General features: G+C 59.5%; 18 protein-coding genes. 2 read left to right on the top strand and 16 right to left on the bottom strand.

Features of this window, described 5'->3' with window-relative positions; translation table 11 throughout:
- Positions 1–213 precede the first annotated feature (213 nt).
- From L6439_RS03820 to L6439_RS03770, 11 genes are all read right to left on the bottom strand, one after another.
- Complete coding sequence (locus tag L6439_RS03820; protein WP_168179559.1) at positions 214–1,305, bottom strand: hypothetical protein; 1,092 nt, start codon at positions 1,303–1,305, stop codon at positions 214–216.
- Positions 1,306–1,716: 411 nt separating this feature from the next.
- Entirely contained in the window at positions 1,717–3,147 is a 1,431-nt protein-coding gene (locus tag L6439_RS03815) for a DHA2 family efflux MFS transporter permease subunit (protein WP_213470481.1), read from the bottom strand.
- The gene (locus L6439_RS03810) at positions 3,144–3,374 is read right to left on the bottom strand and encodes an MbtH family protein (RefSeq protein WP_213470480.1); all 231 of its coding nucleotides are present in this window, start codon (positions 3,372–3,374) and stop codon (positions 3,144–3,146) included. The genes L6439_RS03815 and L6439_RS03810 overlap by 4 nt, the downstream gene beginning before the upstream one ends.
- On the bottom strand, positions 3,367–10,575 hold the full coding sequence (locus L6439_RS03805; protein ID WP_213470479.1) for an amino acid adenylation domain-containing protein: 7,209 nt from the start codon (positions 10,573–10,575) through the stop codon (positions 3,367–3,369). The genes L6439_RS03810 and L6439_RS03805 overlap by 8 nt, the downstream gene beginning before the upstream one ends.
- A gap of 15 nt (positions 10,576–10,590) precedes the next feature.
- Positions 10,591–11,571, bottom strand: coding sequence for an isochorismatase (locus L6439_RS03800; RefSeq protein WP_168179563.1), 981 nt, complete (start codon positions 11,569–11,571; stop codon positions 10,591–10,593).
- Positions 11,572–11,592: 21 nt separating this feature from the next.
- Complete coding sequence (locus L6439_RS03795) at positions 11,593–13,236, bottom strand: (2,3-dihydroxybenzoyl)adenylate synthase (RefSeq protein WP_213470478.1); 1,644 nt, start codon at positions 13,234–13,236, stop codon at positions 11,593–11,595.
- A complete protein-coding gene (gene dhbC / locus L6439_RS03790) occupies positions 13,233–14,486 on the bottom strand; it encodes an isochorismate synthase DhbC (RefSeq protein ID WP_213470476.1) in 1,254 nt (417 codons plus the stop codon). The genes L6439_RS03795 and dhbC overlap by 4 nt, the downstream gene beginning before the upstream one ends.
- 25 nt (positions 14,487–14,511) lie before the next feature.
- The gene (locus tag L6439_RS03785) at positions 14,512–15,300 is read right to left on the bottom strand and encodes a 2,3-dihydro-2,3-dihydroxybenzoate dehydrogenase (RefSeq protein WP_168179566.1); all 789 of its coding nucleotides are present in this window, start codon (positions 15,298–15,300) and stop codon (positions 14,512–14,514) included.
- Between the two features lie 13 nt (positions 15,301–15,313).
- On the bottom strand, positions 15,314–16,162 hold the full coding sequence (locus L6439_RS03780; RefSeq protein WP_168179567.1) for an alpha/beta hydrolase: 849 nt from the start codon (positions 16,160–16,162) through the stop codon (positions 15,314–15,316).
- A 14-nt stretch (positions 16,163–16,176) separates the two neighbouring features.
- Entirely contained in the window at positions 16,177–17,205 is a 1,029-nt protein-coding gene (locus tag L6439_RS03775) for an ABC transporter substrate-binding protein (protein ID WP_213470474.1), read from the bottom strand.
- Between the two features lie 50 nt (positions 17,206–17,255).
- Positions 17,256–18,473, bottom strand: a complete 1,218-nt coding sequence (locus tag L6439_RS03770; protein ID WP_213470472.1) for a helix-turn-helix domain-containing protein — start codon at positions 18,471–18,473, stop codon at positions 17,256–17,258.
- A gap of 308 nt (positions 18,474–18,781) precedes the next feature.
- On the opposite strand from L6439_RS03770, the gene L6439_RS03765 reads away from it, so the two are divergent.
- Complete coding sequence (locus L6439_RS03765; RefSeq protein ID WP_213470470.1) at positions 18,782–19,867, top strand: suppressor of fused domain protein; 1,086 nt, start codon at positions 18,782–18,784, stop codon at positions 19,865–19,867.
- Positions 19,868–20,021: 154 nt separating this feature from the next.
- Here the strand turns inward: L6439_RS03765 and L6439_RS03760 are convergent, their stop codons facing one another.
- The 4 genes from L6439_RS03760 to L6439_RS29615 form a co-directional block, all read right to left on the bottom strand.
- Complete coding sequence (locus L6439_RS03760; protein WP_213470468.1) at positions 20,022–20,582, bottom strand: hypothetical protein; 561 nt, start codon at positions 20,580–20,582, stop codon at positions 20,022–20,024.
- On the bottom strand, positions 20,579–20,743 hold the full coding sequence (locus L6439_RS29445; protein WP_306434366.1) for a hypothetical protein: 165 nt from the start codon (positions 20,741–20,743) through the stop codon (positions 20,579–20,581). Before L6439_RS29445 ends, L6439_RS03760 begins: the two co-directional genes overlap by 4 nt.
- A gap of 20 nt (positions 20,744–20,763) precedes the next feature.
- On the bottom strand, positions 20,764–21,270 hold the full coding sequence (locus L6439_RS03755) for a hypothetical protein (RefSeq protein ID WP_331253378.1): 507 nt from the start codon (positions 21,268–21,270) through the stop codon (positions 20,764–20,766).
- A 169-nt stretch (positions 21,271–21,439) separates the two neighbouring features.
- A complete protein-coding gene (locus tag L6439_RS29615; protein ID WP_420540574.1) occupies positions 21,440–21,637 on the bottom strand; it encodes a hypothetical protein in 198 nt (65 codons plus the stop codon).
- A gap of 462 nt (positions 21,638–22,099) precedes the next feature.
- On the opposite strand from L6439_RS29615, the gene L6439_RS03745 reads away from it, so the two are divergent.
- A complete protein-coding gene (locus L6439_RS03745; RefSeq protein ID WP_213470466.1) occupies positions 22,100–23,005 on the top strand; it encodes an Rpn family recombination-promoting nuclease/putative transposase in 906 nt (301 codons plus the stop codon).
- Positions 23,006–23,332: 327 nt separating this feature from the next.
- Here the strand turns inward: L6439_RS03745 and L6439_RS03740 are convergent, their stop codons facing one another.
- Complete coding sequence (locus tag L6439_RS03740; protein WP_213470464.1) at positions 23,333–24,007, bottom strand: YdeI/OmpD-associated family protein; 675 nt, start codon at positions 24,005–24,007, stop codon at positions 23,333–23,335.
- Between the last annotated feature and the right edge of the window lie 7 nt (positions 24,008–24,014).

Raw genomic sequence — 24,014 nt, 5'->3', positions numbered from 1 at the left:
ATACCAAGCAATGTCTACAACTAATTCCGTACTTGAGGCAACTAAATTAATTCCTTTAATTTTCAGTCCCTGTTTAAAATCAGTCTCTCTCTCAGATTCATGATTGCGATGAGAAGGAACCCGTCATACTGATCATGCTATTGTCAGCTTTCAGCTTCTAATTCTTACCGCAAAAGAACGCCCTGATCAGCGATCAGGGCCAATGTTGGAATCTTATTCGCGCGTAACGCATAAGACTGCGGCCGGCGTGCTGTATGCGCCTGCGGTCGACGCATATACGGCGCAGGTTACCGTGCGCCGGGCCGGAATGGTGACCGTCGCGGCCTCGACCGCTTGGACGGCCGGCGATAGCCGGGGCACGCCATAGGTTCGTCCCCGGTTCCAGCGGACGGCTCCCGCATAAGGCCCTCCGCGTCCCGTCAAGTAGACGGTCACCGTCTTGCGGCGAGAATGCGGATTGCTCAGCGCCAGGTTCAGCTTGTAGATGACGCCGTAATGCCCCTTGTTCGACGTTTCCGCATTCGCCGGATCATAGCTGGAAGCGGCCGCCATCAGATTATCGTTGCCGCCGTTATGGATGGCGAAGCTCATGCACCCGCTTCCGGCGACATACGTGACAGGCTGCGAACACGCCGGATCCGCGAAGCCTTCGATATCGGCGAAGTCCCACGAGCCGCGCGGATGCGACTTGCCCTCGGCGGTCCGATAGGCGGGCACGACCGGGGTATGGTTGAGCCTCAAGTCAGCCCCCGGGCGATTGGCGGCCACGGTGCGCACCCGGTAATCAAGCTCCTTCGGGCTGGACAGCGTAAATTCCATCACGCCGCCTACGAGTTCCCCGTCGGGGACGAGCCACTCCTTCACCAGCCCGGTCTGTCCGCCGCGGATCGAGCGATCGTCGGGAATGAGCGGGGCGAGCGTGCGCCCAAGCAGCGCCTTGGCAGCGCATCTGCCGAGTGCGGGGAAATCCGCCATCACGCCGATGGAATGCTTGACTTGGCGAACGCGTATCGGGCTGCCGCAGGATGCGTTCTCGACCGTGACGCCGAATGTAATCGGAGCTCCCGTCTGGTTCAGATGCCAGACGAAGAGCCGGTAGTGCACGCGCTTCCTTCCCCGGACGGCATCATGCCACAGCGTGGCGAAGCCGTTCGTGAATGACGTCGTGGCGCTGCTGATCGTCTCCGGATTGTCCGAGAGGAAGAAGCGGGTCGTTCCGCTTTTTCTCCCGTACACATGAACCTGGGGGGCGACATTGGGCACGGTCTCGATCGGTTTGTCGAATTGCGAACATCGAATCATCATTACACCTCCTCCAATTTGGCCGCGCAGGCCGGAATCATCATTGGGATAAGGAAAATCGGCGCGTATCCCCCGCGGCGGCTCTCCCGGCTATGATGACTGCGCCGCTCTGCGCGATATGTGTTCTTTCATATATAGAGGAGTTCTGGAAGGGATAAGTACAACCGGGTGGCGTAAAAAAATAAGTTCAGTCCGCTTTGAAATGCGGTAATTTCATATGCATAAGGGGGACGAGCCATCCAGACAACGAAAATAAGACCTCAGTTCAGCGTACTGAACCAAGGTCTGTTTGAGTTTGTAGATCGGTTTGCCGCAGATGCCTTCCATGGAAGAATCGTACCGCCCTTCACCGTCCTACTGCGGCGTGATCTCCCGCTTCATTTCACGTTTGAACCGATTTTTCCCTATCCGGCTTCACCGGGGGCTGCTTCGCCACGGGGGCTGCTTCGCCACGGTGGCAGCGGCGTCGCTGTCGCGAATCCGAAGCGCACAGCAAAGGCCCATAAGCAGGAAGCCTGCGGCCCCGAGCAGAGCGGCACGGTACGCCATAACAGTAGGCTCGGTTCCTCCGGCGGCATTTATCGTGCGGGTTCCCGCCACGGCAAGAATGCCGGACAGAACCGCCAAGCCTATGGCCGGCCCCAGCCGGTTCTGGACGGTGAACCAGGTCGACGCCCGGGCCATCGATGCAGGCGGAATGTTGGCAAAAGCCGCTATCTGAACGGCGCCGACCGTATGGCCCAAAAAGACGCCGACACCGAACAGCAGGCTTCGAATCAGCCAGGGATTCGTATGGGGGCCGACCATGCTCAGCATGACGAAGAAAACCGCCGTGCACAACAGCCCCAGAACCATGACGCGCTTCGGGCCCAGCCTCGGATAGGTCCAGGGCACAAGCTGAGAAGCAAGCATAAGGCCAAGCGCCTCCGGGAAGGTCGACAACCCGGTGTCGAGGGCCGAAGCATGCAGCGCATTCTGGTACATTAACGGGAACACGTACAGCATGCCGAGCAAGCCCGCTGCGGAGAACATGGCGACGAGGCCTGCCGTGCGGAACAGGCGGTCGCCCAACAGCCGCAGATCAAGCAGTGGCTGCTTCACCCGCAGTTCGACGACGACAAGGGCGGCGATGAGGACAAGGCCCGCTCCCCCCGTTGCCAAGATCGCGGGAGAACCCCAGCCCTGCACAGGGCCTTGGCTGAGGGCATACATCAACAGAGCCAGGCCCGGCGCCGACAGGAGGAGGCCCCGAACATCGAGGCGTCCCGCCTCATGTTCCCGATGCTCCTTCAAAAAGACGATTCCGAACAGCAAAGCGGGAATTCCGATCGGCAAATGAACGTAAAATATCCAGCGCCACGAAAGATGTTCAATTAGCAGCCCGCTAAGGATGGGCCCGACCGCGGGAGCAACCGCAATCGGGAGAACGAGCGCCCGTGAGACCTTGGCCCTCTCCTGCGGGGGAAACATGCGGAACAGCAACGCCATTCCGATCGGAGTAAGCAAGCCGCCGCCGATACCCTGTATGACCCGAAACACGGTCAACGCCGTCAAACTCTCGGCGAAGCCGCATAAGACCGAGGCTCCCGTGAACAAGGCGAGCGCGAGCAAAAAGGCGCGCTTGGTCCCCCACTTGTCGCCTAACCACCCCGCGGCCGGCAGGACGACAGCGAGGCTTACCAGGTAGCCGACATTCAGCACTCCCGACGCGGCCGGAGGCACGCGCAGCTCCTGGCTGATCGTCTGCAGCGCCACGTTGAGGACGGTGGCGTCCATAGCCACCGTGAACATGGCCGCCACGTAGACGATACAGACGGCCGTCTTCGGATTCAACCCTTTCGTCATCGCTGCGTTCCATGAACAAGATCCGATGCAGACTCGCATAAGCTGCGGGGCCGCAAATCGGTCCAATGCAGGTTGATATAGTCTAAGCACCCTTGTCGCGTAACCGGGCCCAGAACCGTACTCCATCCATCCGGCACCGCACCAAAGGCCGGCCAGAGCGAATACTGCCCCTCCTCATTGATCAGCACCAGAAAAGCTCCGTCCGCTTGCTCAAAAGGATTACTCATGGATTAGCTCCCTCCCATCTTGTCTCATGGCCGCGCCGTTCGCGGATTTCAGCTTGGCCAAAAGAGCCGCGCCGATCTCGGCAAGCGGTCCCGGCTGACACAGGTCCTTATGCCGGCAGGCGATATCATGCCGCTCGATCCGTCCGCCGATATAGGGAATCCACATCTCCGGTTCAATCGGATCGAACCAATCCGGTATGATCGTCGAGCGGAAGAACAGAAGATCCCCCTCGAATCGCCGCGGAGTATAGGCTCCCAGAAGACGGACCGAGTTTTCATACGTTTTTTTCAAATTCAGAATGGCGGCTTCGTCAAGCGTAGCCAAAGCGCTGCTGTCGCTGCGAAGAATCTCGATCGCGTTCGCGACCGTAAGCGGAACGCCGCCAATGCTGTCCTTGTCGTAGCCGCCCAAGGCAAGCAGCGCGGTCAACGCCTCCTCTTCATCCGGTTCTCCCCGAATCGGGAGATAATGGCTCGGATAAGCGTCAAGCATAGCCAAAAACGAGACTTCTTCCCCTGCTTCCTGGAGCTGCACCGCCATCGCATGCGCGACATTTCCCCCAAACGACCAGCCCAGAAGGCGATAAGGACCATGGGGCTGAATCGAGCGAACGGCTTCGATATAATCAGCCGTCATCTCCTCCAGCGTCTTCGGCAGCTCTTCCGCTTGCGCGATGCCGCGGGCCTGCAGTCCGTAGATCGGATAATCCATGCCGAGATGCTTCATCAGTCCGGCGTAGCACCAGCTCAGCCCGCCCGCAGGATGCACGCAGAAGAGCGGAAGTTGCCCGCCATGGGTCCGGAGCGGCAGCAGCACCTGCAGGGCGCTGGCTCCCCCGTCCATATCAAGCCGCTCCGCAAGCCCGGCCACCGTCGGGGCTTCGAAGAGGCTGCCTATGCCCGCCTCCCGTCCCAGCGCTTCGCGGATGCGGGTGATAAGGCGCACCGCCAGCAGCGAATGGCCGCCCAGCTCGAAGAAACTGTCGTCGATCCCAACGCGCCGCACCCCGAGCACTTCGGCGAACAGATCGCACAGCACCTCCTCCTGCGGCGTTCTCGGATTGCGGCCGTCCAGATCCAGAGAGAGCTCTGGCGCCGGCAGCGCCTGCCGATCCAGCTTGCCGTTCGGAGTGAGCGGCAGCGAGTCGATGGCGATAATCGCGGACGGAACCATGTAATCGGGCAGTATGGAAGCTGCATAGCGGCGCAATTCGGACGGCTCCAGGGTTGCGCCCGCGGCGAACACCACATAAGCGGCCAGCCGCTTGTCTCCCGGCCGATCCTCGCGCACCACGACGGCCGCCTGGGCGACCTCGGGATGACGGGCAAGCACGGCTTGGATCTCCCCCGGTTCGATGCGGAAGCCCCGAATCTTCACCTGATGATCGGCGCGGCCCAGATAATCCAGCGTGCCGTCGGCGAGCCATTTCGCCACATCCCCGGTGCGGTACATTCGGCTGCCCGGCGGGCCGAACGGATCGGCGACGAACCGTTCTGCCGTCAAGCCCGGCCGGCCCCAGTAGCCGCGGGCCAGCCCGGCGCCGGCCACATACATCTCCCCCGCCGTTCCGGGCGGAGCCGGCTGCAGCGCCTTGTCGAGCACATACACTCGCAGATCCGGTATCGGCCCGCCGATGAAGCTGTTGGCTCCCGAGGCGGCACTATCCCGATCCAGCTCCTTGTAGCTGACATGCACGGTCGTCTCCGTAATGCCGTACATGTTAATCAATCTCGGAGCATGATCCGGATGGCGGCGATACCAGTCCTCCAGCCGGGCCGGCTCCAAAGCTTCGCCTCCGAAAATGACATACCGCAGCCCAAGCGCCTGTCCCAGATCGGGTTGTTCCCGATCGGCCTGCATCAATTGATAGAAGGCAGACGGTGTCTGATTCAGGACGGTCACGCCCTCTTGGGCAAGCAAGCGCAGAAATTCGCGCGGCGATCGGCTTACCGCATGAGGCACCACGACGAGACGCCCTCCATGCAGAAGCGCGCCCCAGATCTCCCACACCGAAAAATCGAACGCGTACGAATGAAACAGGGTCCATACGTCCTCCGCTCCGAAGCGGAACCAGTGCATGGTGGACGCGAACAAGCGCACGACATTTTGGTGCGGGATAACGACCCCTTTGGGCTTGCCCGTAGAGCCTGACGTATAGATGATATAAGCCGGACTGAGCGGAGACAGCGGCCTGCGGCGTTCCCGATCGCTTGGATTGGCAGAGGATTGCTGCCGCAGCCGCTCCCGGACAGCGGTCTCATCCAGCACGATCCGCGGGAGGCCTCCAGTGTCTGGCAGACCGGATGACACTTCAGCGATCGTCACCATACAGACAGGAGCTCCGTCCTCCAGCATATATGCGATCCGCTCGGCGGGATAATCCGGATCGAGCGGAAGGTAGGCGGCGCCTGCCTTCAGCACGGCCAATATGCCGACTACCATCTCGAGAGACCGGGGCAAGGCCAACGCCACGAGCTGTTCGGGACCTACCCCCTCTGCCATGAGCAGATGCGCGAGCCGGTTCGCCTGCCGGTTCAATTCCTCATAGCTCAATGCGCGGCCGTCATGAACGACAGCTGCCGCCCCGGGCGAACGGCCGGCCTGCGCCTCGAACAGCTCCGGAATGGCGGCCGGGGGCGGCGCGGCGGCTTCCGAAGCGCTCCATTCTGTAAGAATGCGGCGCCGCTCTTCCGGCGTCAAAATATCAAGCTGGCCCATCGGCTTGTCCGGCGCGGCGGCTGCCGACTCCAGCACGCGCACATAGCGGGCGGCCAGCGCTTCGGCTGTGCCGCGCTTGAACAAATCCGCGCTGTATTCGACGATTCCGTCCAAGCCGTCCGGCCCGCCCTTCGCATCGCGCCGTTCCTGCAGCTCCACGGTCAGGTCGAACTTCGCCGTCCCCGCGCTTTCTAATTGCAGGCGGGCATCCACACCCGGCAGATCGAGCTCGGGAGCCGGCGTATTTTGCAGCACGAGCATAATCTGAAAGAGCGGATGCCGGGAACGGGAGCGAACCGGGTTCACCGCTTCCACCAGACGCTCGAACGGCACATCCTGATGCGCATACGCGTCCAGATTCACCTGGCGCACCCGGGCAAGCAATTCGCGGAAGCCGGGGTCCCCTGACGTATCGGTTCGAAGCACCAGCGTGTTGATGAACAAGCCGACAAGACCGTCAAGCGCATCGTCGTTCCGCCCGGTTACCGGGCTGCCGATCGGAATATCCGTCCCCGCCCCCAGCCGCGTCAGGAGAATGGCCAGCGCGGCCTGCAGCACCATGAACAGGCTTGCCTTCCCGGCGCGGGCGAGATCCAAGAGCCTGCCGTGAAGCTCCTTATGAATATGGAAATGGACGGTGCCGCCTTGATGGCTTGCCGCTGCCGGACGCGGATAATCGGCCGGCAGCTCAAGCTGCTCCGGCAAGCCTGCAAGCGTCCGCGTCCAGAACTCAAGCTGGCGGGTCATCAGGCTGCCGGGATCGCCGCCGCTTCCCAGCAAGCGCTCCTGCCAGATAGCGTAGTCCGCATATTGAACCGGCAACGGCGGCCATGCGGGATGCTCGCCCCGGCAGCGAGCCGCATAGGCGGCGGACAGATCGCGCGTTAACGGAGACAGCGACCATCCGTCCCCGGCGATATGATGCAGGAGCAACAGCAGCACATATTCATTCGGACCAAGCTCGAACAATTCCGCCCGAAGCGAGGGCTCGTCCGACAGCCGGAAGCGGTAGCGAACGGCTTCCTGGAGCCGTTCAGGCAGCTCCGCTTCGCTGGTCCTGGTCCAGATTAGCCCAGGGCGCGCCTCGCCGGCGTCCAGAATCAACTGGCGCGAGGCGCCGGACGCCTCATCAGGGAACACGGTGCGCAGCGTCTCATGCCGTGCCGCCACATCGCCGAGCGCGGCCTCCAACGCCCGGATATTCAGTTCGCCGGACAAGCGGGCGGCCAGCGGGATATTATAAGTCGGGGCTGGTCCTTCCAGGCGATACAGGAACCACAATCGCCGTTGGGCGAAGGACAACGGGATATCCTCCGTTCTCCGGTCCGGCTGGATAGCCGGTCTGGCTTCCCGCGAATCATCCAGCCGCCGGACAAGCCCCGCCACCGTAGGCTCTTCGAAGAGGCTGCCAATGCTCAATTCAGCGCCCAACGACTCGCGTATGCGGAGGATGACTCGTCCGGCAAGCAGGGAATGGCCGCCCAGCGCGAAAAAGTCATCATCGATGCCGACGCGGGGCACTCCGAGCGCTTCGGCGAACAGGGCGCAGAGCATCTCCTCCTGCGGGGTGCGCGGCCCGCGCCCTGCAGCCGTGCATCCCGCATCGGGCACAGGCAGCGCCTTGCGGTCGAGCTTCTTGTTCGGCGTCAAAGGCATGGCATCCAGCGTGACGATGGCCGCAGGGACCATATAGTCAGGCAGCTGGCTGGCAACATAGCTGCGGAGCTCGACTGGATCGATGCCGGAAGACGAAGCCGGAACGACATAAGCGACCAGGCGCCGCTCCCCCGGACGATCCTCCCGGACGATCGCCGCAGCTTGCGCGACGCCGGCATGCCGGGCGAGCAGATCCTCGATCTCGCCCGTCTCGATTCGGAAGCCGCGCAGCTTAATCTGGTGATCGGCACGCCCCAAATAATCGATGGTGCCGTCAGCCAGCCATCTCGCGAGATCGCCCGTGCGATACATCCGGGTGCCCGGAGGCCCGAACGGATCCGCCACGAACCGCTCCGCCGTCAGATCCGGCCGCCCCAGATAACCGCGCGCCAGCCCGGCGCCCGCAATGTAGAGCTCCCCTGCCGCCCCGGGAGGAACCGGCTGCAGCGACGAATCGAGCACGTAGAGCCTCGTATTCCAGATCGGTCCCCCGATAGAAGGCTTCCCCGTGCGCTCCGGTCCGAGCAAGGCAGCGGTGGAATAAATGGTCGTCTCCGTCGGGCCGTATTGGTTGTTCACCTCGCAATCCAGTTCCTGCAGAGCGAGCTTGAGCCCGATCGGCAAGGCCTCGCCTCCGGTGATCGCCGTCAGCCCGCCGAAGCTGCCGGAATGGCAGGCGGCGAGCGCCTGCCAGAGCGTCGGGGTCGCCTGCATCATCGTCGCCCCGGTGTCTTTGATTTTCCGGGCCAATGCTTGCGGATCCAGGATCGTCTCCTTCGGAGCGATATCGATGCTGGCTCCCGTCGTGAGCGGCAGCAGCACCTCCATGACCGAAATGTCGAAGGAAATTGTCGTCACGGACAGCAGCCGATCCCGGCCATCCGGCGCGAACCGCTCCCGCATGCACAGCAGCAGGTTCGCCAGCCCTCCAAAGGTGAGCAAGACCCCCTTCGGCCTGCCCGTCGATCCGGAGGTGTAAATGACATAAGACGGGTGAAGCGGCGACAAAGGGCATAACCGGTCGGCATCGGTCGGATTGCCTTCGGATTGCTGCTCCAGGCGTTCCATGGCCGCAGGTTCATCAAACAGGAGCTTCGGAATCGAGCCGGAGCCGGGCAGCCTGGAGGCCGCCTTCCGGACCGTGATCAGGCACATCGGAGCGGCATCATTCAGCATATAGGCAATCCGGGCTGACGGATAATCGGGATCGAGCGGCAAATAAGCCGCTCCCGCCTTGTGCACCGCCAGGATGGCGACCACCATCTCCAGCGATCGCGGGAGCGCGAGGGCGACGATCCGATCCGGGCCGGCGCCATGCGCAATCAGCCAATGCGCCAGCCGGTTGGCGCGCGCGTTCAAATCCGCATAACGGAGCGCTGTGTCTTCGAACACCGCCGCCACGGCATCGGGCGTGCTCGCCGCCTGCTCCTCGAACAACGCCGGCACGCTCCACTGCGCCAGTGCATGAGCGGTGTCATTCCATCGCTCCAACACCTGCAGGCGTTCTTCAGGCAGCAGCAATTCCAGGCGGCCGATCGGTTGGCCGGGCTCGGACGCGGCCAGCTTGTCCAGCGCATGCAGGAAGCGGCGCCGATGCGCGCTCAGCTCGCCGGCATCGTATACCGCAGGGTTGGCATCGAAATCGATTCGCGGCCCGCTGCCGCCGGAGCCGGCGTAAACATGAATCGTCAGATCATCGACAGGCCCGGCGGCCAGATTGTGTACCTTGCCGCGGCATCCGGCAAAATTCAGCTCCTCGATAAACGGCATAATATTGATGAGGGGTCCGAACAGCCGTCTGTTGTCCCCCACTAATTTCAGGTCGCGCCGGAGATCCTGATGCCGGTAATTCTGATGCCTTCGGATCTCGCGCATTTTTTCGGAGATCTGCCGCACCAGTTCGTTCACGCTCATATCCGGCCGAACGGCGGCGCGCAGCGGCAGCAGATTCATCACCATGCCGGGAACGCGCAGCGCCGCGGAACCGAGGCGGCACATCATCGGCACGCCGAGAATGATGTCATCCGTTCCGGTGAGCCGATGCATGTAGACTGCGGCGGCGGCCATCACGGCATCAGGCCAGCATGCTCCCATGCCGTTCGCGGCGGCCTGCCAACCGTCCATGACGCTTGGAGACAGCTCCGCGGACTGGCGCAGGAAGCTTCGCGACGTGCGCCGGGCCCGGTCGCCCAGACTGGCCGCTTCCGGATGATCGGCGAAGCGGGCCAGCCAAAATTGCCGATCCCGCTCCAGCCGATCCGATGCGCGGTAAGCCGCGTCTTCCTCCAGGACCGATCGCCACGAACCGAATGCCCCCTCGCCGATCGGCATCTCCTGAGCGAGCGCCGTATAAATTTGCGCCGTCCTTCGCGTCAGCAGAGAATAGCCGTAACCATCGATAACAATATGATGAATGCGTTGGTACCAATAGAATCGGTCGGGCGCGAGCTTCAATAGCGCTTCGGTAAACAGCGGCCCGCGGCCCAGATCGACAGGCTGAGCCAGATCCCGCTTCATCCATGCTTCCGCCGCTGCATGCGGATCCTTCTCGCCGCTGACATCGACCCTATGCATCGTCCAATCGGAGGACGGAACGATCGTCTGCCAAGGACCGTCCCGATCCTCGCCGAAGCGCGCGTGCAGCGCTTCCGCCTCCATCACGGCCTGGCGCACCGCGGTCTCGAAGCGCTCCGGGTCGACCGGTCCGCGGATATCGATGTATTCCCCGGCATTGAATATCGGGTTGTCCGGATCAAGCTGCTGCGCGAACCAAATGCCCGACTGCGCTCCCGACAAAAGCCAGCGGTCCTGATCACGATTATTCATGAGCATCGCCTCCTTTTATACGGTAAAATAATCGCTGTTCGGCAAAGAGCGGCTCATCCTGGAAGAGAGCAGCTGCCACCAGTCGGCCAATGTGGGCCGTTCGGCCAGCTCCGCGAAGCTTACTTCGGCTCCGCCGCGGCGCCACCGTTCGATCAGGCTCATAATCCGGATCGAATCCAGTCCCCAGATATGAATCAGGTTGTCATCATCCGCAATTCGGGATGGATGCTCCTGCAGTAATCCGGCCACTTCAACGCGCACCGCTTGCCTCGTCAGAGGATGGCCCCCTTCTTCATGTGGCGCCTGAACGCTTGGGTCAGCCGCCGGTCCGGATTCCGGTTCAGCCCTCGAATCCCCCAGCCCGGCCAATTCCTCAATGAGACGCCGGGTCGTTATGGCGACCGCGCAGCGATCCGCCGCGTAAGCGAGAGCCATCCGGTGCTTGTCCGCCGAGAAATCCGCGACGGCGTCCGCGACGAAGAAAGACTGCACATCCTGCATGAAGGCTTCGCATGCGGTCATGAGGCACCCGATATGCGCATAAATGCCGCACACGATCAGTTGATCCCGGCCGCGCTGGCGCAGGATATCGAGCAGCTCGGTCTTTTGAAACGCGCTGTACCGCCATTTTGTCACCACGATATCATGCTCGCCGGGAGCCAGCGCTTCCACGATTTTTTTCTGATAAGGCCCGTCGTCCATGCCCGGTCCCCAGAAATCGCTCAGCAATCCGCGCCGTTCAGGGCTCTGTCCGCCGGGTTGCGCCGAGTACACGACCGGGATGCCGAGTGCGGCGCATTGCGCGCGAAGCTTCCGGATGTTCGCCAACAATTCCGGAACAGGCGATTCCTCCGCGTTGAAAGCGTCAACGAAGTATTGCTGCATATCATGAATCAAAAGAACGGCCCGCTTCGGATCGGGCCTCCAGGCCGCCCTGTTCGCCGGCAGGTCCGGCTCTCCAGGCATCGGATAAGACAATATAGAAGGAAGAGCCATAACAATCTCCTCTTTTCATCATTATTTGGACAGATCGGCCGGCGCGTTCTGTTTATTGGCAATGAACTCGCGCAGCGCCTTTTTGCTTACCTTGCCAACCCCCGTCTTCGGGAACGCATCCGTGAACTCCACCCGATCGGGAATTTTGTAAGCCGCCAGCCCCCGCTTGCGGAGGAAGGCTTTCAGTTCAGAAGCCGTCAGCGTCGAGGACGGATAAGGAATCACGAAGGCGCAGGTGCGCTCCCCGAGGAACTCATCCGGCATCGCCACCACCGCCGCATCGTGCACGCCGGGATGGGCCAGCAGGTGATTCTCTACCTCTTCGGCCGCCACCTTGTCTCCGCCCCGGTTAATTTGGTCCTTGGCGCGGCCTTCAATGACCAGATAACCGGAAGGGGTCAATCGGGCCAGGTCGCCCGTACGGTAAAATCCATCGGTCGTGAACGCCCTCGCGTTATGCTTCTCGGCCTTGTAATAGCCGCGGATGGTATAAGGTCCGCGCGTCAGCAGATGACCCGTGCCGCCCGGACCGACTGCGCGGTCATCGTCATCGACCAGCCGGATCTCATCATATGGCGACATCGGCCGGCCCTGCGTGTTCACGACAATGTCTTCCGGATCATTCAGCCTCGTGTAATTGACCAGTCCTTCCGCCATTCCATAGACCTGCTGCAGCGTGCAGCCCATCGCGTCGCGTACCCGTTTGGCGGCCTCCGCGCTGAATTTGGCTCCGCCGACCTGCAGCACCTGAAGAGAAGACAGGTCATCACGGCGGGATCCCGCCGCATCGAGCCAGATCAAGGCCAGCGGCGGCACGACGGCCGTGATCGTAACGCCTTCCTTCTCGATAAGAGGGAAGGCGATGTCGGGACTCGCCCCAGGGGCCAGAACGACCTTGCCGCCGGCGTAGAGCGTTCCCAGCGTTCCCGGCGAGCTGAGCGGGTAATTGTGGGCGACGGGAAGCACCGCCAAATAGGCGCTCTTCTCATCCAAAGCGCAGATCTCGGCGCTAACCCGCAGACTGTAGATGTAATCATCATGCGTGCGGGGAATCAGCTTAGGAAGCCCGGTCGTCCCGCCGGAAAGCTGGAAAAAGGCAATATCCTCGGGCCGCGGCCCCTCGATGTCGTCAGCAGGATCGGCGTACAGATCGTCCAGCGCCGCGTACTTCCCCGCATCCCCGGCCACGATTACGCGGCGCAAGCCTGGCATAACTTCCCGCACCTGGTTGGCAAGCTCCCGATAATCGAATCCCATGTCGTCGATATCAGGGATAATATAAGCCGCCGCTTCCGTGAATTCGCATAAATAAACGATCTCGCTCTTGCGGTGCGCCGGCAACGAAAAGACGGGCAGCGCGCCCAACCGGAACAGGGCAAAAATCACTTCAAAAAATTGCGGAATATTCGGCAGTTGAACGATAACCCGATCCCGCGGCCGTATCCCCAAGCCGCGGAACCCGGCAGCAAGGCGATCCGCGCTGGCGTCAAGCTCCGCATAGCTAATCCGCCGATGGCCGCTGACAAGAGCAACGCGATCCCCGTAAGCCGCGGCGCGCTGCCGCAGCATTCCGCCGAACGTCTCTCCACGCCAGCATCCCAGCTGACGGTACCGTTCGGCCCATTCTTTCGGCCATCCGGGACAACCTGGCAGCAGCATGCTCATCCCTCCTTCTCCGCCGACAGTTGTTCTTGAGCCAGACCCATGGCAAGCAGCAGCGTGCGGAATTTGGCCGATGTCTCCGCAAGCTCCGAAGCCGCGTTCGAGCCGGCGACAATTCCCGCGCCGGCGAACAGGCGCAGTGTCCGTCCTTCCGCCTCCGCGCACCGGATCGTGACGGCCCACTCCCCGTCTCCCTTCGCGTCGCACCAACCGACCGCACCCGTATAGTACGCCCGATCGAAGGGCTCGATCTCCTCGATCGCGGCACGGGCCAGATCCGTGGGCGTTCCGCAAATGGCAGGCGTCGGATGAAGCGCCATCGCCAACTCCAGCGAGGAGACCGCCGGATCGGCAAGCTCCCCGGTTATGTTCGTCGAGAGATGCCACATCGTCTTCGTCCGTATAAGCGACGGTCCGGCGGGAACATGCAATGCCCGGCAGTAGGGGCGCAAGGCGGCGACGACCGCATCAATCACGACTTCATGCTCGTGCCTGTCCTTGCCGGAGGCCAGCAGGGCGGCCGCTCTGCGCTTGTCCTCGGTCGGATCATCGCTGCGGGCCGCGGAGCCTGCCAACGGATTGGCCATTACCCGCCCCCCTGTCTTCGTGACGAGCAGCTCCGGGCTGGCCCCGATCAGCGTGCGGGGACCCGTGCGACCCGTGCGCGCATCCGCCGCTCCGTCATCTTCCGCCGCCAGATTAACCGCAAACGTATATCCATGTGGATTATGACAAGCCAAATTCCGCAAAAGTTGGTGGACATCAATTGCCTCCGGCGCCGTCATGCGCAGCGTTCTCGACAGCACCACCTTCTGAAGCGCGCCTTCGCCAAGGCGGGCCAAGGCTTCGTTCACGCCATCCATAAATCTTTCCGGCTCCGGAATCGCCTTGGTCTCCCATGCGGATGCCACGGGCCGTTCCCGCGGCATGCCGGCATCGAAGCGCAAAGGGCCTCCCCATTGCACATCGTTCGGCACGATAAGCTGCGCGGGCTTCGCAGAAGCGAATGGAATCGCGCCGGCGACAATCGGCATCGCATGGCCCGCCTGTCCCGCCACGGCCAGAAGCGCCGCCGCGCGCTCGGGCAGGCGATGGCAGCCGTCCAGCCCCTCCTGAACGGGCACCCGCGCCCACTCTCCCCGCGCGAGCAAGGTCCGTTCCGGCGAAGAAAAAAAGAAGGACGTTCCCGTCCGGTATTGTTCCAGCAGCTCCGCGGCAGACGCCGCCAGAGCCGCATCGTCATATTTCAGCATTTCAACCGTCCCCCTTCCATCTATCTCAGCACCCCAAGGTCGCACCGCCGTCGACGCACAATTCATGCATCGTAATATGCCGCGCCCGGTCGGATACGAGGAAGATTACCGCATCGGCAATGTCGGAGGGCATGGCCAGCTTGCGAAGCGGGATTCCCAAGCGGAACGCCTCCGGCGAGCCGGCAATGACTGCCGCCGCGCCGTCCTCGCCGCTCCATAGCGCCCGCTGCATAGCCGTGTCCGTGGAACCCGGCGCTATGATGTTGCAGCGGATATGGTTCCGGGCGTACTCCAGCCCGAGACATTTGGTGAACATGGCTGCGGCCGCCTTCGAAGCCGCATAGGCTGACATATGCATCCGCGGCACCCCGGCCGCATTCGAACCCACGGTCACGATGGAACCGGAACCGCGGATCGCCATCCGTCTGACGGCAGCCCGGGACACATAAAATACGCCGTTGACGTTGACCCTGAAGGTCTCCTCCCAGTCCTCATCGCTAAGCGACTCGATGGGTCCTGCCCGCAGCAGACCCGCCACATTGACGACGATCTCAATCGGACCGAGCTCCTGTTCGATTCGCTCCACCGCTTTTTCCACGGCCGTCCGGTCACCGACGTCTGCCGGGTATGCCGCGGCACGGAGATCCCCGGAGCCGCTCAGCTCGGCGGCAAGCTTCTCGACGCCCGCGGCATTCCGATCTACGGCGGCGACGATCGCCCCGAGTCCGGCAAGCGCCCGCGCCACCGCTTCCCCGATGCCTTGGGCAGCGCCGGTAACCAATGCGACTTTTCCCTTGATTCCCGCATACTCCATCTTAGTCAACCCCTCATTGTTGCTCCGGATGCAAGGCGAACCGCAATGCCCGGCTGATCAGAATCGGCAGCACCGAGACATGCCCTTCATCTTCAAATTCCTTATATACGGCGCTCACTCCCACATCGGAGAGAGAAGACAGTCGTTCTGCAAGCTCCCTGGCGCTGTCGCAATTGCGGGCGACATGGCTCTTCTCCTGTTCCCCGACTCCGAGCAGCAGCCGGACGTTGACGGGCTCCTCCCGCACGCGGGCCGTGAATATCCGCTCCTGTTGAAGCAAATATTCCTTGCTCCAATGGATGGACGGACTGCCAGCAATATAGTGCCGGAACGCGTCCGGCTTCGTAAACAGCGCATACAGCACGAACAGACCGCCGAGAGAGTGCCCGAAAATCGTCTGCCGGTTCCGGTCAATCCGGAACTCGCTAGCGATCCGGGGCTTCAGCTCTTCTTCGATAAATTGAAGGAACGCCGCTGCCCCGCCTTGTTCAGGCAGCTCTGCTCCATCGGATCTGCGTCTGTACTCCGTATTGGGAACCGGCGTGTAATCGTAAAACCGATTCGGCGCATAAGAAGCCTCCGTCTCATAGCCAATTCCTACAATGATCGCCGGAGTAACTCCCGTCTTGTCAGGACGGCGGCTCTGCAGGCGCACCGCCTCGGCCATCGTTCCGAATACCGAGTTGCCGTCCAGCAAATAGATAACCGGGTAGCCCGAAGGAGGGGGTTCCCCCTCCGGCTGTGCCACGATAATCCGGTAGGTGCGGTTCTCGGCCCGCGAACGCAGCGTCCATTGCTCCGCGCGGGGAATGCCGACCTGGCGGCGCGCAAGATGATCAACCGTAATCATGTTCCGTGTCATGTCCTCCCCCCCGCTCATTGCGTCAGCAGCCGAACCGTGTCGTCAACGATTTTCTCGTAAGCGATAAGCCCGCTGCCAAGCCAGTATTTATTGCTGACTTCGTACACATGGCCCTGCTTGACGGCAGGAATGCTCTTCCAGATCGGGCTTTCCATCATTTCCGCCATGCGTTCCGTCCCTTGGTTATAGGCATTGATGACAAAAATATAGTCCGCGTCCAATTCCGGAAGAATCTCCATGGAAATGTTGGCGCTATTCTCATTCCCCACGAGATCGGATATGCCAAGCCCCAGATCGCGGTGCACGACATAACCGCACAAGTATTGCCCGCCCATCAGGCTGACGCCTTTGTGGGCAAAGCGGACAATCGCCACCTTTTTGTCTCCGACCGCTTCCTTCAGCTTTTCCCGAGCTTCCTTCACTTTTTGCTGATAAGCCCCCAGCGCCTTATTGACTTCCTCGGTTTTGCCGAGCAGCTCTCCTATGACAGCGAGGGATTTCTCAATATTTCCGGAAGCATTTTTGAATACATAGGTTGGCGCAATCTTGGAGTAGGCTTCATAGTTCCCGTTCTGGGCATAGGTTTCCGTATGCAAAATAATCAGCTCGGGATTGTAAGCCATTAACGTCTCCGGCGATGGCAGCCCTGCCGAGAAATCAAGCTTCGGCACGTCCTTCAATTCCTCTTGCAGGTAATCGTGTCCCATGCTGCCGTTGGACCATTGCGCTACCGGCTTGACGCCCAGCTTAAGCAGGGAGTCTTCCATATTGGGAGCAAAAATGTTCTTGGGCTCGGCGGGAATGTTGATCTCATGGCCAAGCTCGTCCGTTACCGTCCGCTCTCCGCCAGAAGGCTTCGCGCCGCTGTCCCCTGCTGCCGCAGACACTTCCGTGACGGTTGTGGAACTTGGCTGGCCGGTCGGCGCGGCTTTGCTCTCCGACGCAGAGCAGGCCGTCAGCACGCTTCCCAGAAGCAAGCAGCACAGCAATCCCGACATGCGGGCCATGAAACGGGACTTGGCATGAACTAAAGATGTTGACACGGTATATCTCCCCCTAAGTGATAATGATTCTCATTCGACCTGAGTATAGATCAGGTGGCGAAGGATTCACCATAGCCGTTATCCAGAAAACCATTTGGACAATTTCCGGTAAACAGCAGCAAGGCTTCATCAAGCATCCGCGTGATGGCGACGGCCGAATATTCGCACCACGGGTCGGAGGCAATGGGATAGACATACCGGTTCTTTACCGCTGACAGCTTCCGCCATTCGGCTGAATGCTGGAGTGCCAGCCAAAAAGCGCGGGAGGCCGCTTCGGGACATATCAGGACCAGAATCCGGTCGGGGGCAAGCTCCGCCAATTGCTCCAACGTCAACGGCGGACCGCTGGACGCGCCGCGCCGGCACGCGGATTCCAGCTTGAGGTCGTGATAGAGCACCTCCTCCAGTCCGCGGTTCCCGTAGATATGGATGAGGTGCCCATAGATGCGCAGCGCGAGTATCCGGTCCTGTCCCAACACTTCGCCTATTTGTGTCCGGGCGGACTGAACCCTCTGCTCGTAGCGGCCTATCCATTGCGCCGCCTTGTCTTCTCTATTTAAAAAACAGCCAATCTTCTGCAGTTGGTCCCGCCAACCGTCTTGTGCCGGCACCATGAGAGAGGGAGCAATCTCCTTCACTTTCATCTTCTCGAGGGAAGTGAGATGATCGGTTGCAATGATCGCATCGGGACGAGCCTGCACGAGCTTGTTCAGGTTCCCTTCGAACGGACGATGGGCATACGGAGCGGTAAGATGAAGATGGAATCGGATTTTCGTTCGCAAGGCGTGGTAATAATAGGGCGTCCACTTCGGATCAAGCGGCGCCGCCACCGGCATGACATCCAGCGCAAGCAATTGACCGATCAACGAAGAGGAGCAGGCGGCGATATGCCGCCTCGCATTCTTCGCGAAGTCGGACGGAGACACGCCGACTTCTTTCTTGAATTTTCGGCTAAAGTAGAATTCGTCCTTATACCCTACCTTCACAGCGATATCCCGCAGACGCTCTCCGGATTCCGTCAAATATCGCTTCGCGCGGTTCATGCGCACGGCCGTTAAGTAATCCATCGCGCTTAGGCCATAGGTTTTCTTGAAGAGATCGACAAAATATTTGGGGCTGATATTGGCCATCCGCGCCAGTTGACCGATCGACAGAGATTCGTCGTAATGCTGATCCATAAATTCTTTGATCTCATTCAAATTGGTTTTTCGGCTTCGGTCGGGCGTCCGGAAGCTTCTGTCTGCCGGCAGCTCTTTTTTTGCAACCACGGGGAACCTCCTTTTGGCGATATTTAATGAGCATGAAGCATGGGATGATGAAATGGACATCCGGCATTATATTGATAATGATTATCATTATCGATAACTAAATTACCATAAGCATCCACCCCAGTCAATCAATTTATGGAAGGATCGTGGCCATGAAAATCGAATGAGTTCGAAAGAAAAGGAGTCGGCCAAAAGCCATTTTCAATTCATGGCGGACATGATTGTATCTTCAAGGGCCGGATGCTATCCTATCTCCATATCCACTTGATGGCAACAAATGGATTGCATACCCGTTGCGAGGTGAAGACATGAAAAATATCATTTTGGAAGAGTTCTCGCCCGTCTGCCCCATTCAAGCGTTTGTGGAGGAATATGAGGACTGCGTTTATTTTTATTTATGGAACTACCCGGGCGAGGAATATGCGAGCGTTCGCGCCTGCTGGGTCAGGAACTACGGGCCGGCGCCGGAGTCCCTCGACGTGGAAGCGATGGGCCATGGCCGGGCTCCGATGCTGCCGAGAGACTGCTGCGCCCATCCCGATGGAGCCAACCGGCTTGATCCCGAACAGCTCGCTGTCGTCTGGTTCGAGGAAGGCGATGCCGCCGCCCTGCTCTATCGGGACGAGATTGTGAGCGTCATCCCGGGATGGACCGGTTCGTCCGCAGACGAACACAGTTATCCCGGCTATGCGAGGGACTGCATCGGGGAGTCGAACCTGTGCTTCCCGCTGGGGACGCCGGATTCGAACGCGTTGTTCCGGCGCATCGAGCTCGCCAAGCAGTTCTGGCAGAGCTGGGACGAGCAGACATGGACAGGCTTGCAGCAGCAGTATCTGGAGGCTATCGAATCCGGACTCGGTCCCGTCACGAAATACTATGCCATCGACGGCGGCAGCTGGCCCCCGCGAGCTATGGTTACCGTCGAGCGGGGGAACGTCACCTATGTCATGACATTGGGGACATCGATTCTGCCGCAGCCGAAGGTGGAGCAATATACGGAGACACCAGAGCTGCTGCGGAGGTTCGAGTTCGCCTTCGCCTGCGACTCGCGCTGGCTGGCCGAGCATGGGAAGCCGATGCTGCAGTACATTAGCGGGCAGGCCAATCTGCCCTGGACCTATCTTACGTTCGTCGCCAATGGACACACAATTCCATGCGGCGAGATCGGCCTCAGTCACGAACGCTTCACTGCGGTTGCGCTTGCGCAGCCGCCGCATGCGCCGGCTGTAGCCCTTCCGCAGATCGGCGGCGATCCGGTCAATCTGCTCTGGATGATTCCGATTACGGAGGAAGAGCGGCACTATGCCGAGGAGCAGGGTACGGAGCGCTTATTCGAGCGCGCGTCCGCCCCGGAGGAATGGATATTCAACGGGGAAGCCAAATTCTCGTTATAATCGAAAAAGCCCCATCGAACGCAAGTTGCCTGTGCTCGATGGGGCGTTGCCTGTCATGCCGGAAGCATCAAACGGCGCACGCCTGTTGCCGCCGCTCACGGGCGCAGGCGTCAGGCGGACGTCTCCTGCCGCGCCGGCGTTCGCGGCGCCCCCGTCAGGCCAGCTCTTCCTGAGCGACCTCCGTCTCCTGTCCCGAGGTATTCACGACGGTGATGCCCAGCGCATCGAATCCGTTGCGCTTCGCTTCCTCGAAGCTGCAGCGTTCCCCGCTAATCAGCTCCAACCGCCCCTCCTTATCCACATCTTCCGCAAATTCCTCGTCCCAATCGACATTATAAAAAACGGTGATGCGAATCTCGAACGTATCCTCCCCATCGGGATCGATATAGGGAAGGAGCTGCGTCCGGCCGTTCCGCTGCCCGGCGGAATACGTGTCGCACAGCATCGCGTCATATCCGTGCTTGCAGCCGTCGAACAGAACGTACCGTTGACCGGTAACGACATCCTCGGCGACGATCAGCTGAGGCGCGAACTCGGTTGCCGTAATCAACTCGTCCATCAATTCCCCATAGTAAAATAAATAAAATTGGGTATGGCCCTCCGGAGTCTGGAGCTTGCCCGTCCATTTCTCCTCTCTCCAAGCTTCCGGATTCACTGGCACGGTAATTCCTTCGAGATAGGCCGGTCCCGGTCTGTATTGATGCTGAACCGTCATGGGTGCACATCCTTTCCTTGTTCCATGGATATGGTGACCAGCTTGGCTTCCGCATCCACATCCAGCTTCACGCGGATGCCCAGCTTATCCTTGAACAGCTTCGTAATATTGATATACGGATCAATGACCTCGCTTTGGCTGCCTCCAGTGTGCCGGGTCATGCCTGCGGCAATTATCTCCTTCATATACTCGCGATCGACGGGGGCTTCCGGATCGTAGGTATAGATAAGACGGCCCTTGCCGTCATGGAAGTGTAGACCTGCTTCGAATCCCGCGCATTCTCGTACTGGCGAACCTCAGTTACATACTTGTCCCGCTCCCCTCCGTAGTGAATCTTTCCGGCAAGATACGGGTTGTCATCGGAGGGCTCCGGCTCGAACTCTTTATAGGCTAGCTGGAACAAATAGTTGATGTCGCTTCTCTCCGCCCGATAATAGAGCTGCCGATCATCCCCCCGCTTATCCATGGCGGCGAAGCTGGCGATGAGCGGCCAGACATCGTATTTCCGCCCATCGGCCTCGATCGCAAGCGCGTACCGCGTCAACACAACCTCCCCCTGGAACAGGCCGAAGGTGCGTCCGATGAAATAAGCGGGAATAAGCAGCACCGCGATGATGCCCAGCACAATCCCCAGTTTGGCGCCTAGTTTCATCTCGATTCCTCCATTGCTCTCTTTTAAGTCTTTCAAACCTCCTTATGCAGCAGTCCGCGCAGCGTCTTGACCATGGCCGCTCTGTTTTTGGCCTCTTTCATATAGGCAGGCAGCGTATGGGAAGCCGTCCTCTTCATGCCGGCGCCCGGCTTCTCCCGCAGGTCGGCCGATAGGTAGTCGATTAGATAGCGGAGGTGGTCCCGGTTCAGCGCCCATACCGGTATGCTTGAGGCTCCTTCTCATGGTAGAAGCATGCCGTACACTTTGCCTCTCTCCGCTGCTCTCCCTGGCAGATGAAAGCGAGCCCGCCGCATTGCGGACATTTCACCGCCACTTGCTCACCGCGATAGAGCACGGCGCCGAAGGCATATTTGTATCCCGGTTCATCCCGGAAACGTTCCATTGCCGGCCTTCCTCCTTCCGCTCTGTTGCCGACCGTATATACTGAAAAAGTATATGACACCCGCCATCCGCAGCACAATAGACCTGCCGTACCAGAATAACAGCCGGCTTTTTTCCGATGGAAAGCGGTCTTTTTGCGAAATGGTTGCAATAGGCGGCAAATTGCTGTACAAAATTTATCCTCCGCTTGATATCTGTTTAGCGATGTTTGTTTAGAAGTGATAAATCGATGGTGAAGGAATCTTGAATCCCATTACATCGCCCCAATGCCTAATATGTGATATTATGGAAGCAAACCAATTTTAGCTGCCAACGTATGGAATATGAGGAACACAATAGCCAAGCCGCGAAGCACGCGCTTTCCGAGTCTCCTTGATCATCAGGAGAAGCGGAGGGGGCGTGCTTTTTACATATATCCCTAATGGGATGGCAGTCAAATATGATACAATGAGGAGGAGACAAGGTGAAAACGGCAGATGTGCAGCAGTTACACAGACTTAACCCGAAAAACGATTTTCTGTTTAAGCGCCTGTTTGGCGAAAAGGAAGGCAAACGCTTGCTAATTGGCTTGCTAAATGCCATCCTCCGGCGCGAGGGCGCACAGATGATCACCGATGTGTCTATTCTAGAAGATACAAAGCTCGCCCGTGAGTTAGTGGAAGATAAGGAAGCGGTGCTGGATATTTTATGTGAAGTCGATGGCCGTGAAAAAGTAAATGTCGAAATGCAAGTGCGCCGCTTTGTCCGAATGGACTATCGAAGTTTATTCTATGTCGGCAAGCTGCTGACCGAATCGCTTCATCACGGGGATCCTTATGACCGTTTGCAGCGTTCCATAGGCGTAAATATTCTCGACCATCACTATCTTCCCCTGAAGAAGTATCATAGCACCTTTCATTTATATGAGGATGAAGAGCGCAGCTACATGCTGACCGACATATTGGAACTCCATTTTATCGAATGCCCGAAATTCCGGCGCCTGCCCTTTGATATTCGCGATCCCTTGCATCGCTGGCTGCGGTTTTTGGATCAACAGACAACAACCGAACAATTGGAGGAGTTGATGATGGTGGATGATCTGTTTAAGGAAGCCGAGGCCCGTCTCTCGTATTTGGCGAGCGACGAGGAGACAAGACGGCGTTATGCCCTGCGGGAAAAGGCGCTGCATGATCGCGCCAGCCTGCTGAAAGATGCGCGTACAGCCGGGATTGAAGAAGGGATTAACAACACAGCATTAAATATGTTGAAAGAAGGACTGGATACCGCCCTTATCTCTCGCATTACAGGGCTTGAGGCTAGCCAAATTGAACGGTTGAAGGAAAATAGGATGTGCAAGCCTGAAACGGACGAACAGGTGGAGAGCACATAAGCGTTAAGCAGGTTGCCGGCAGCCCTCATCCCGCCCGGACTGTCTCGCCAACGGCCGGATGGAGAGCGGCTGTTCGCCATGGTCGATGACAAGCAGCCTGGATTTCGATTACATTCTACGGGTCCGCCGTCCCCGCCGACATAGATTTGACGGCATCCAGTCCGGACAGGGAGAAAACGCCAGCGGGAGTCATGCTCCCCCTGCGAAGGTGGAGAAAAATATCATTTCCTATCCGTCTCTGCAGTCGCGGATGGCGTCCATCCTCAGGCTGGAGCTGTCATCCCTGCAAAATGAACCGAAGGCGGCTGGTTTGCCGCCTCCGCGCTCTTATTTTTTGTTTCTTCTGTACAGATCCATCGTCTTATAGCCCTCGGCCAGCACGGTTTTCATTTCGGCCAGCCTTTTGTCCTGCGTTTCCTTCTTCTTCGCGCTGTATACATACCGGGCCCAATCTTTCTGGTAGCCGGGAGTCAATTGATTGTACCTTTCCCCGATTTCCTCGTCGTGCTGTAAATAGGCCTTGATATCTTTCACCCGGTCGACATAATCATCCACGCATTGGCTCGGTTTCGTTGAGCTCGCCGCCTTCTTCGCCTGGGATTTCAATCCGATGACGGTAAACACGTCGTTCAGGCTCACCATGCGGGCGAACTTAATCGGGCTGCCTCCTACATATCCATCCTCATCCATTGGAACTTCGGCGAAGAAGCTGTCCCGCTCAATATATTCGGCGTACTTCGGATTATTTTTTTTCGGATAGGCGAAGAACAGATATCCGCCCTCTTCGAGCAGCTGCCGTTCAATCACCTGATTCAACTGGTTTACGAACTCCTCCAAGTGGAAGATAAACGTAAAAATGAGACTGTACTTCTCTTTGACCGCCGACGTGTCGTACTCCAGTCCGTCGAAGTCGGCGATATCGTCCGGCTTGCCCAAAATCAGCTTCGCCGGATATTTGCGGAGGTTTAATTTCTCAATAATGGTCTTCTCGGAGTTGTTCATGGCTGTA

The organism is Paenibacillus dendritiformis (assembly GCF_021654795.1).
Taxonomy (GTDB): Bacteria; Bacillota; Bacilli; order Paenibacillales; family Paenibacillaceae; genus Paenibacillus_B.
The sequence above is the reverse complement of the archived record's forward strand: the minus strand, read 5'-3'. Positions and strand labels throughout refer to the sequence as shown.

Coding starts and splice junctions, on each gene's coding strand:
- L6439_RS03820 (WP_168179559.1), bottom strand. CDS start 1,305: ATGATGATTCGATGTTCGCAATTCGACAAACCGATCGAGACCGTGCCC.
- L6439_RS03815 (WP_213470481.1), bottom strand. CDS start 3,147: ATGACGAAAGGGTTGAATCCGAAGACGGCCGTCTGTATCGTCTACGTG.
- L6439_RS03810 (WP_213470480.1), bottom strand. CDS start 3,374: ATGAGTAATCCTTTTGAGCAAGCGGACGGAGCTTTTCTGGTGCTGATC.
- L6439_RS03805 (WP_213470479.1), bottom strand. CDS start 10,575: ATGAATAATCGTGATCAGGACCGCTGGCTTTTGTCGGGAGCGCAGTCG.
- L6439_RS03800 (WP_168179563.1), bottom strand. CDS start 11,571: ATGGCTCTTCCTTCTATATTGTCTTATCCGATGCCTGGAGAGCCGGAC.
- L6439_RS03795 (WP_213470478.1), bottom strand. CDS start 13,236: ATGAGCATGCTGCTGCCAGGTTGTCCCGGATGGCCGAAAGAATGGGCC.
- dhbC (WP_213470476.1), bottom strand. CDS start 14,486: ATGCTGAAATATGACGATGCGGCTCTGGCGGCGTCTGCCGCGGAGCTG.
- L6439_RS03785 (WP_168179566.1), bottom strand. CDS start 15,300: ATGGAGTATGCGGGAATCAAGGGAAAAGTCGCATTGGTTACCGGCGCT.
- L6439_RS03780 (WP_168179567.1), bottom strand. CDS start 16,162: ATGACACGGAACATGATTACGGTTGATCATCTTGCGCGCCGCCAGGTC.
- L6439_RS03765 (WP_213470470.1), top strand. CDS start 18,782: ATGAAAAATATCATTTTGGAAGAGTTCTCGCCCGTCTGCCCCATTCAA.
- L6439_RS03760 (WP_213470468.1), bottom strand. CDS start 20,582: ATGACGGTTCAGCATCAATACAGACCGGGACCGGCCTATCTCGAAGGA.
- L6439_RS29445 (WP_306434366.1), bottom strand. CDS start 20,743: ATGACCCGGCACACTGGAGGCAGCCAAAGCGAGGTCATTGATCCGTAT.
- L6439_RS29615 (WP_420540574.1), bottom strand. CDS start 21,637: ATGGAACGTTTCCGGGATGAACCGGGATACAAATATGCCTTCGGCGCC.
- L6439_RS03740 (WP_213470464.1), bottom strand. CDS start 24,007: ATGAACAACTCCGAGAAGACCATTATTGAGAAATTAAACCTCCGCAAA.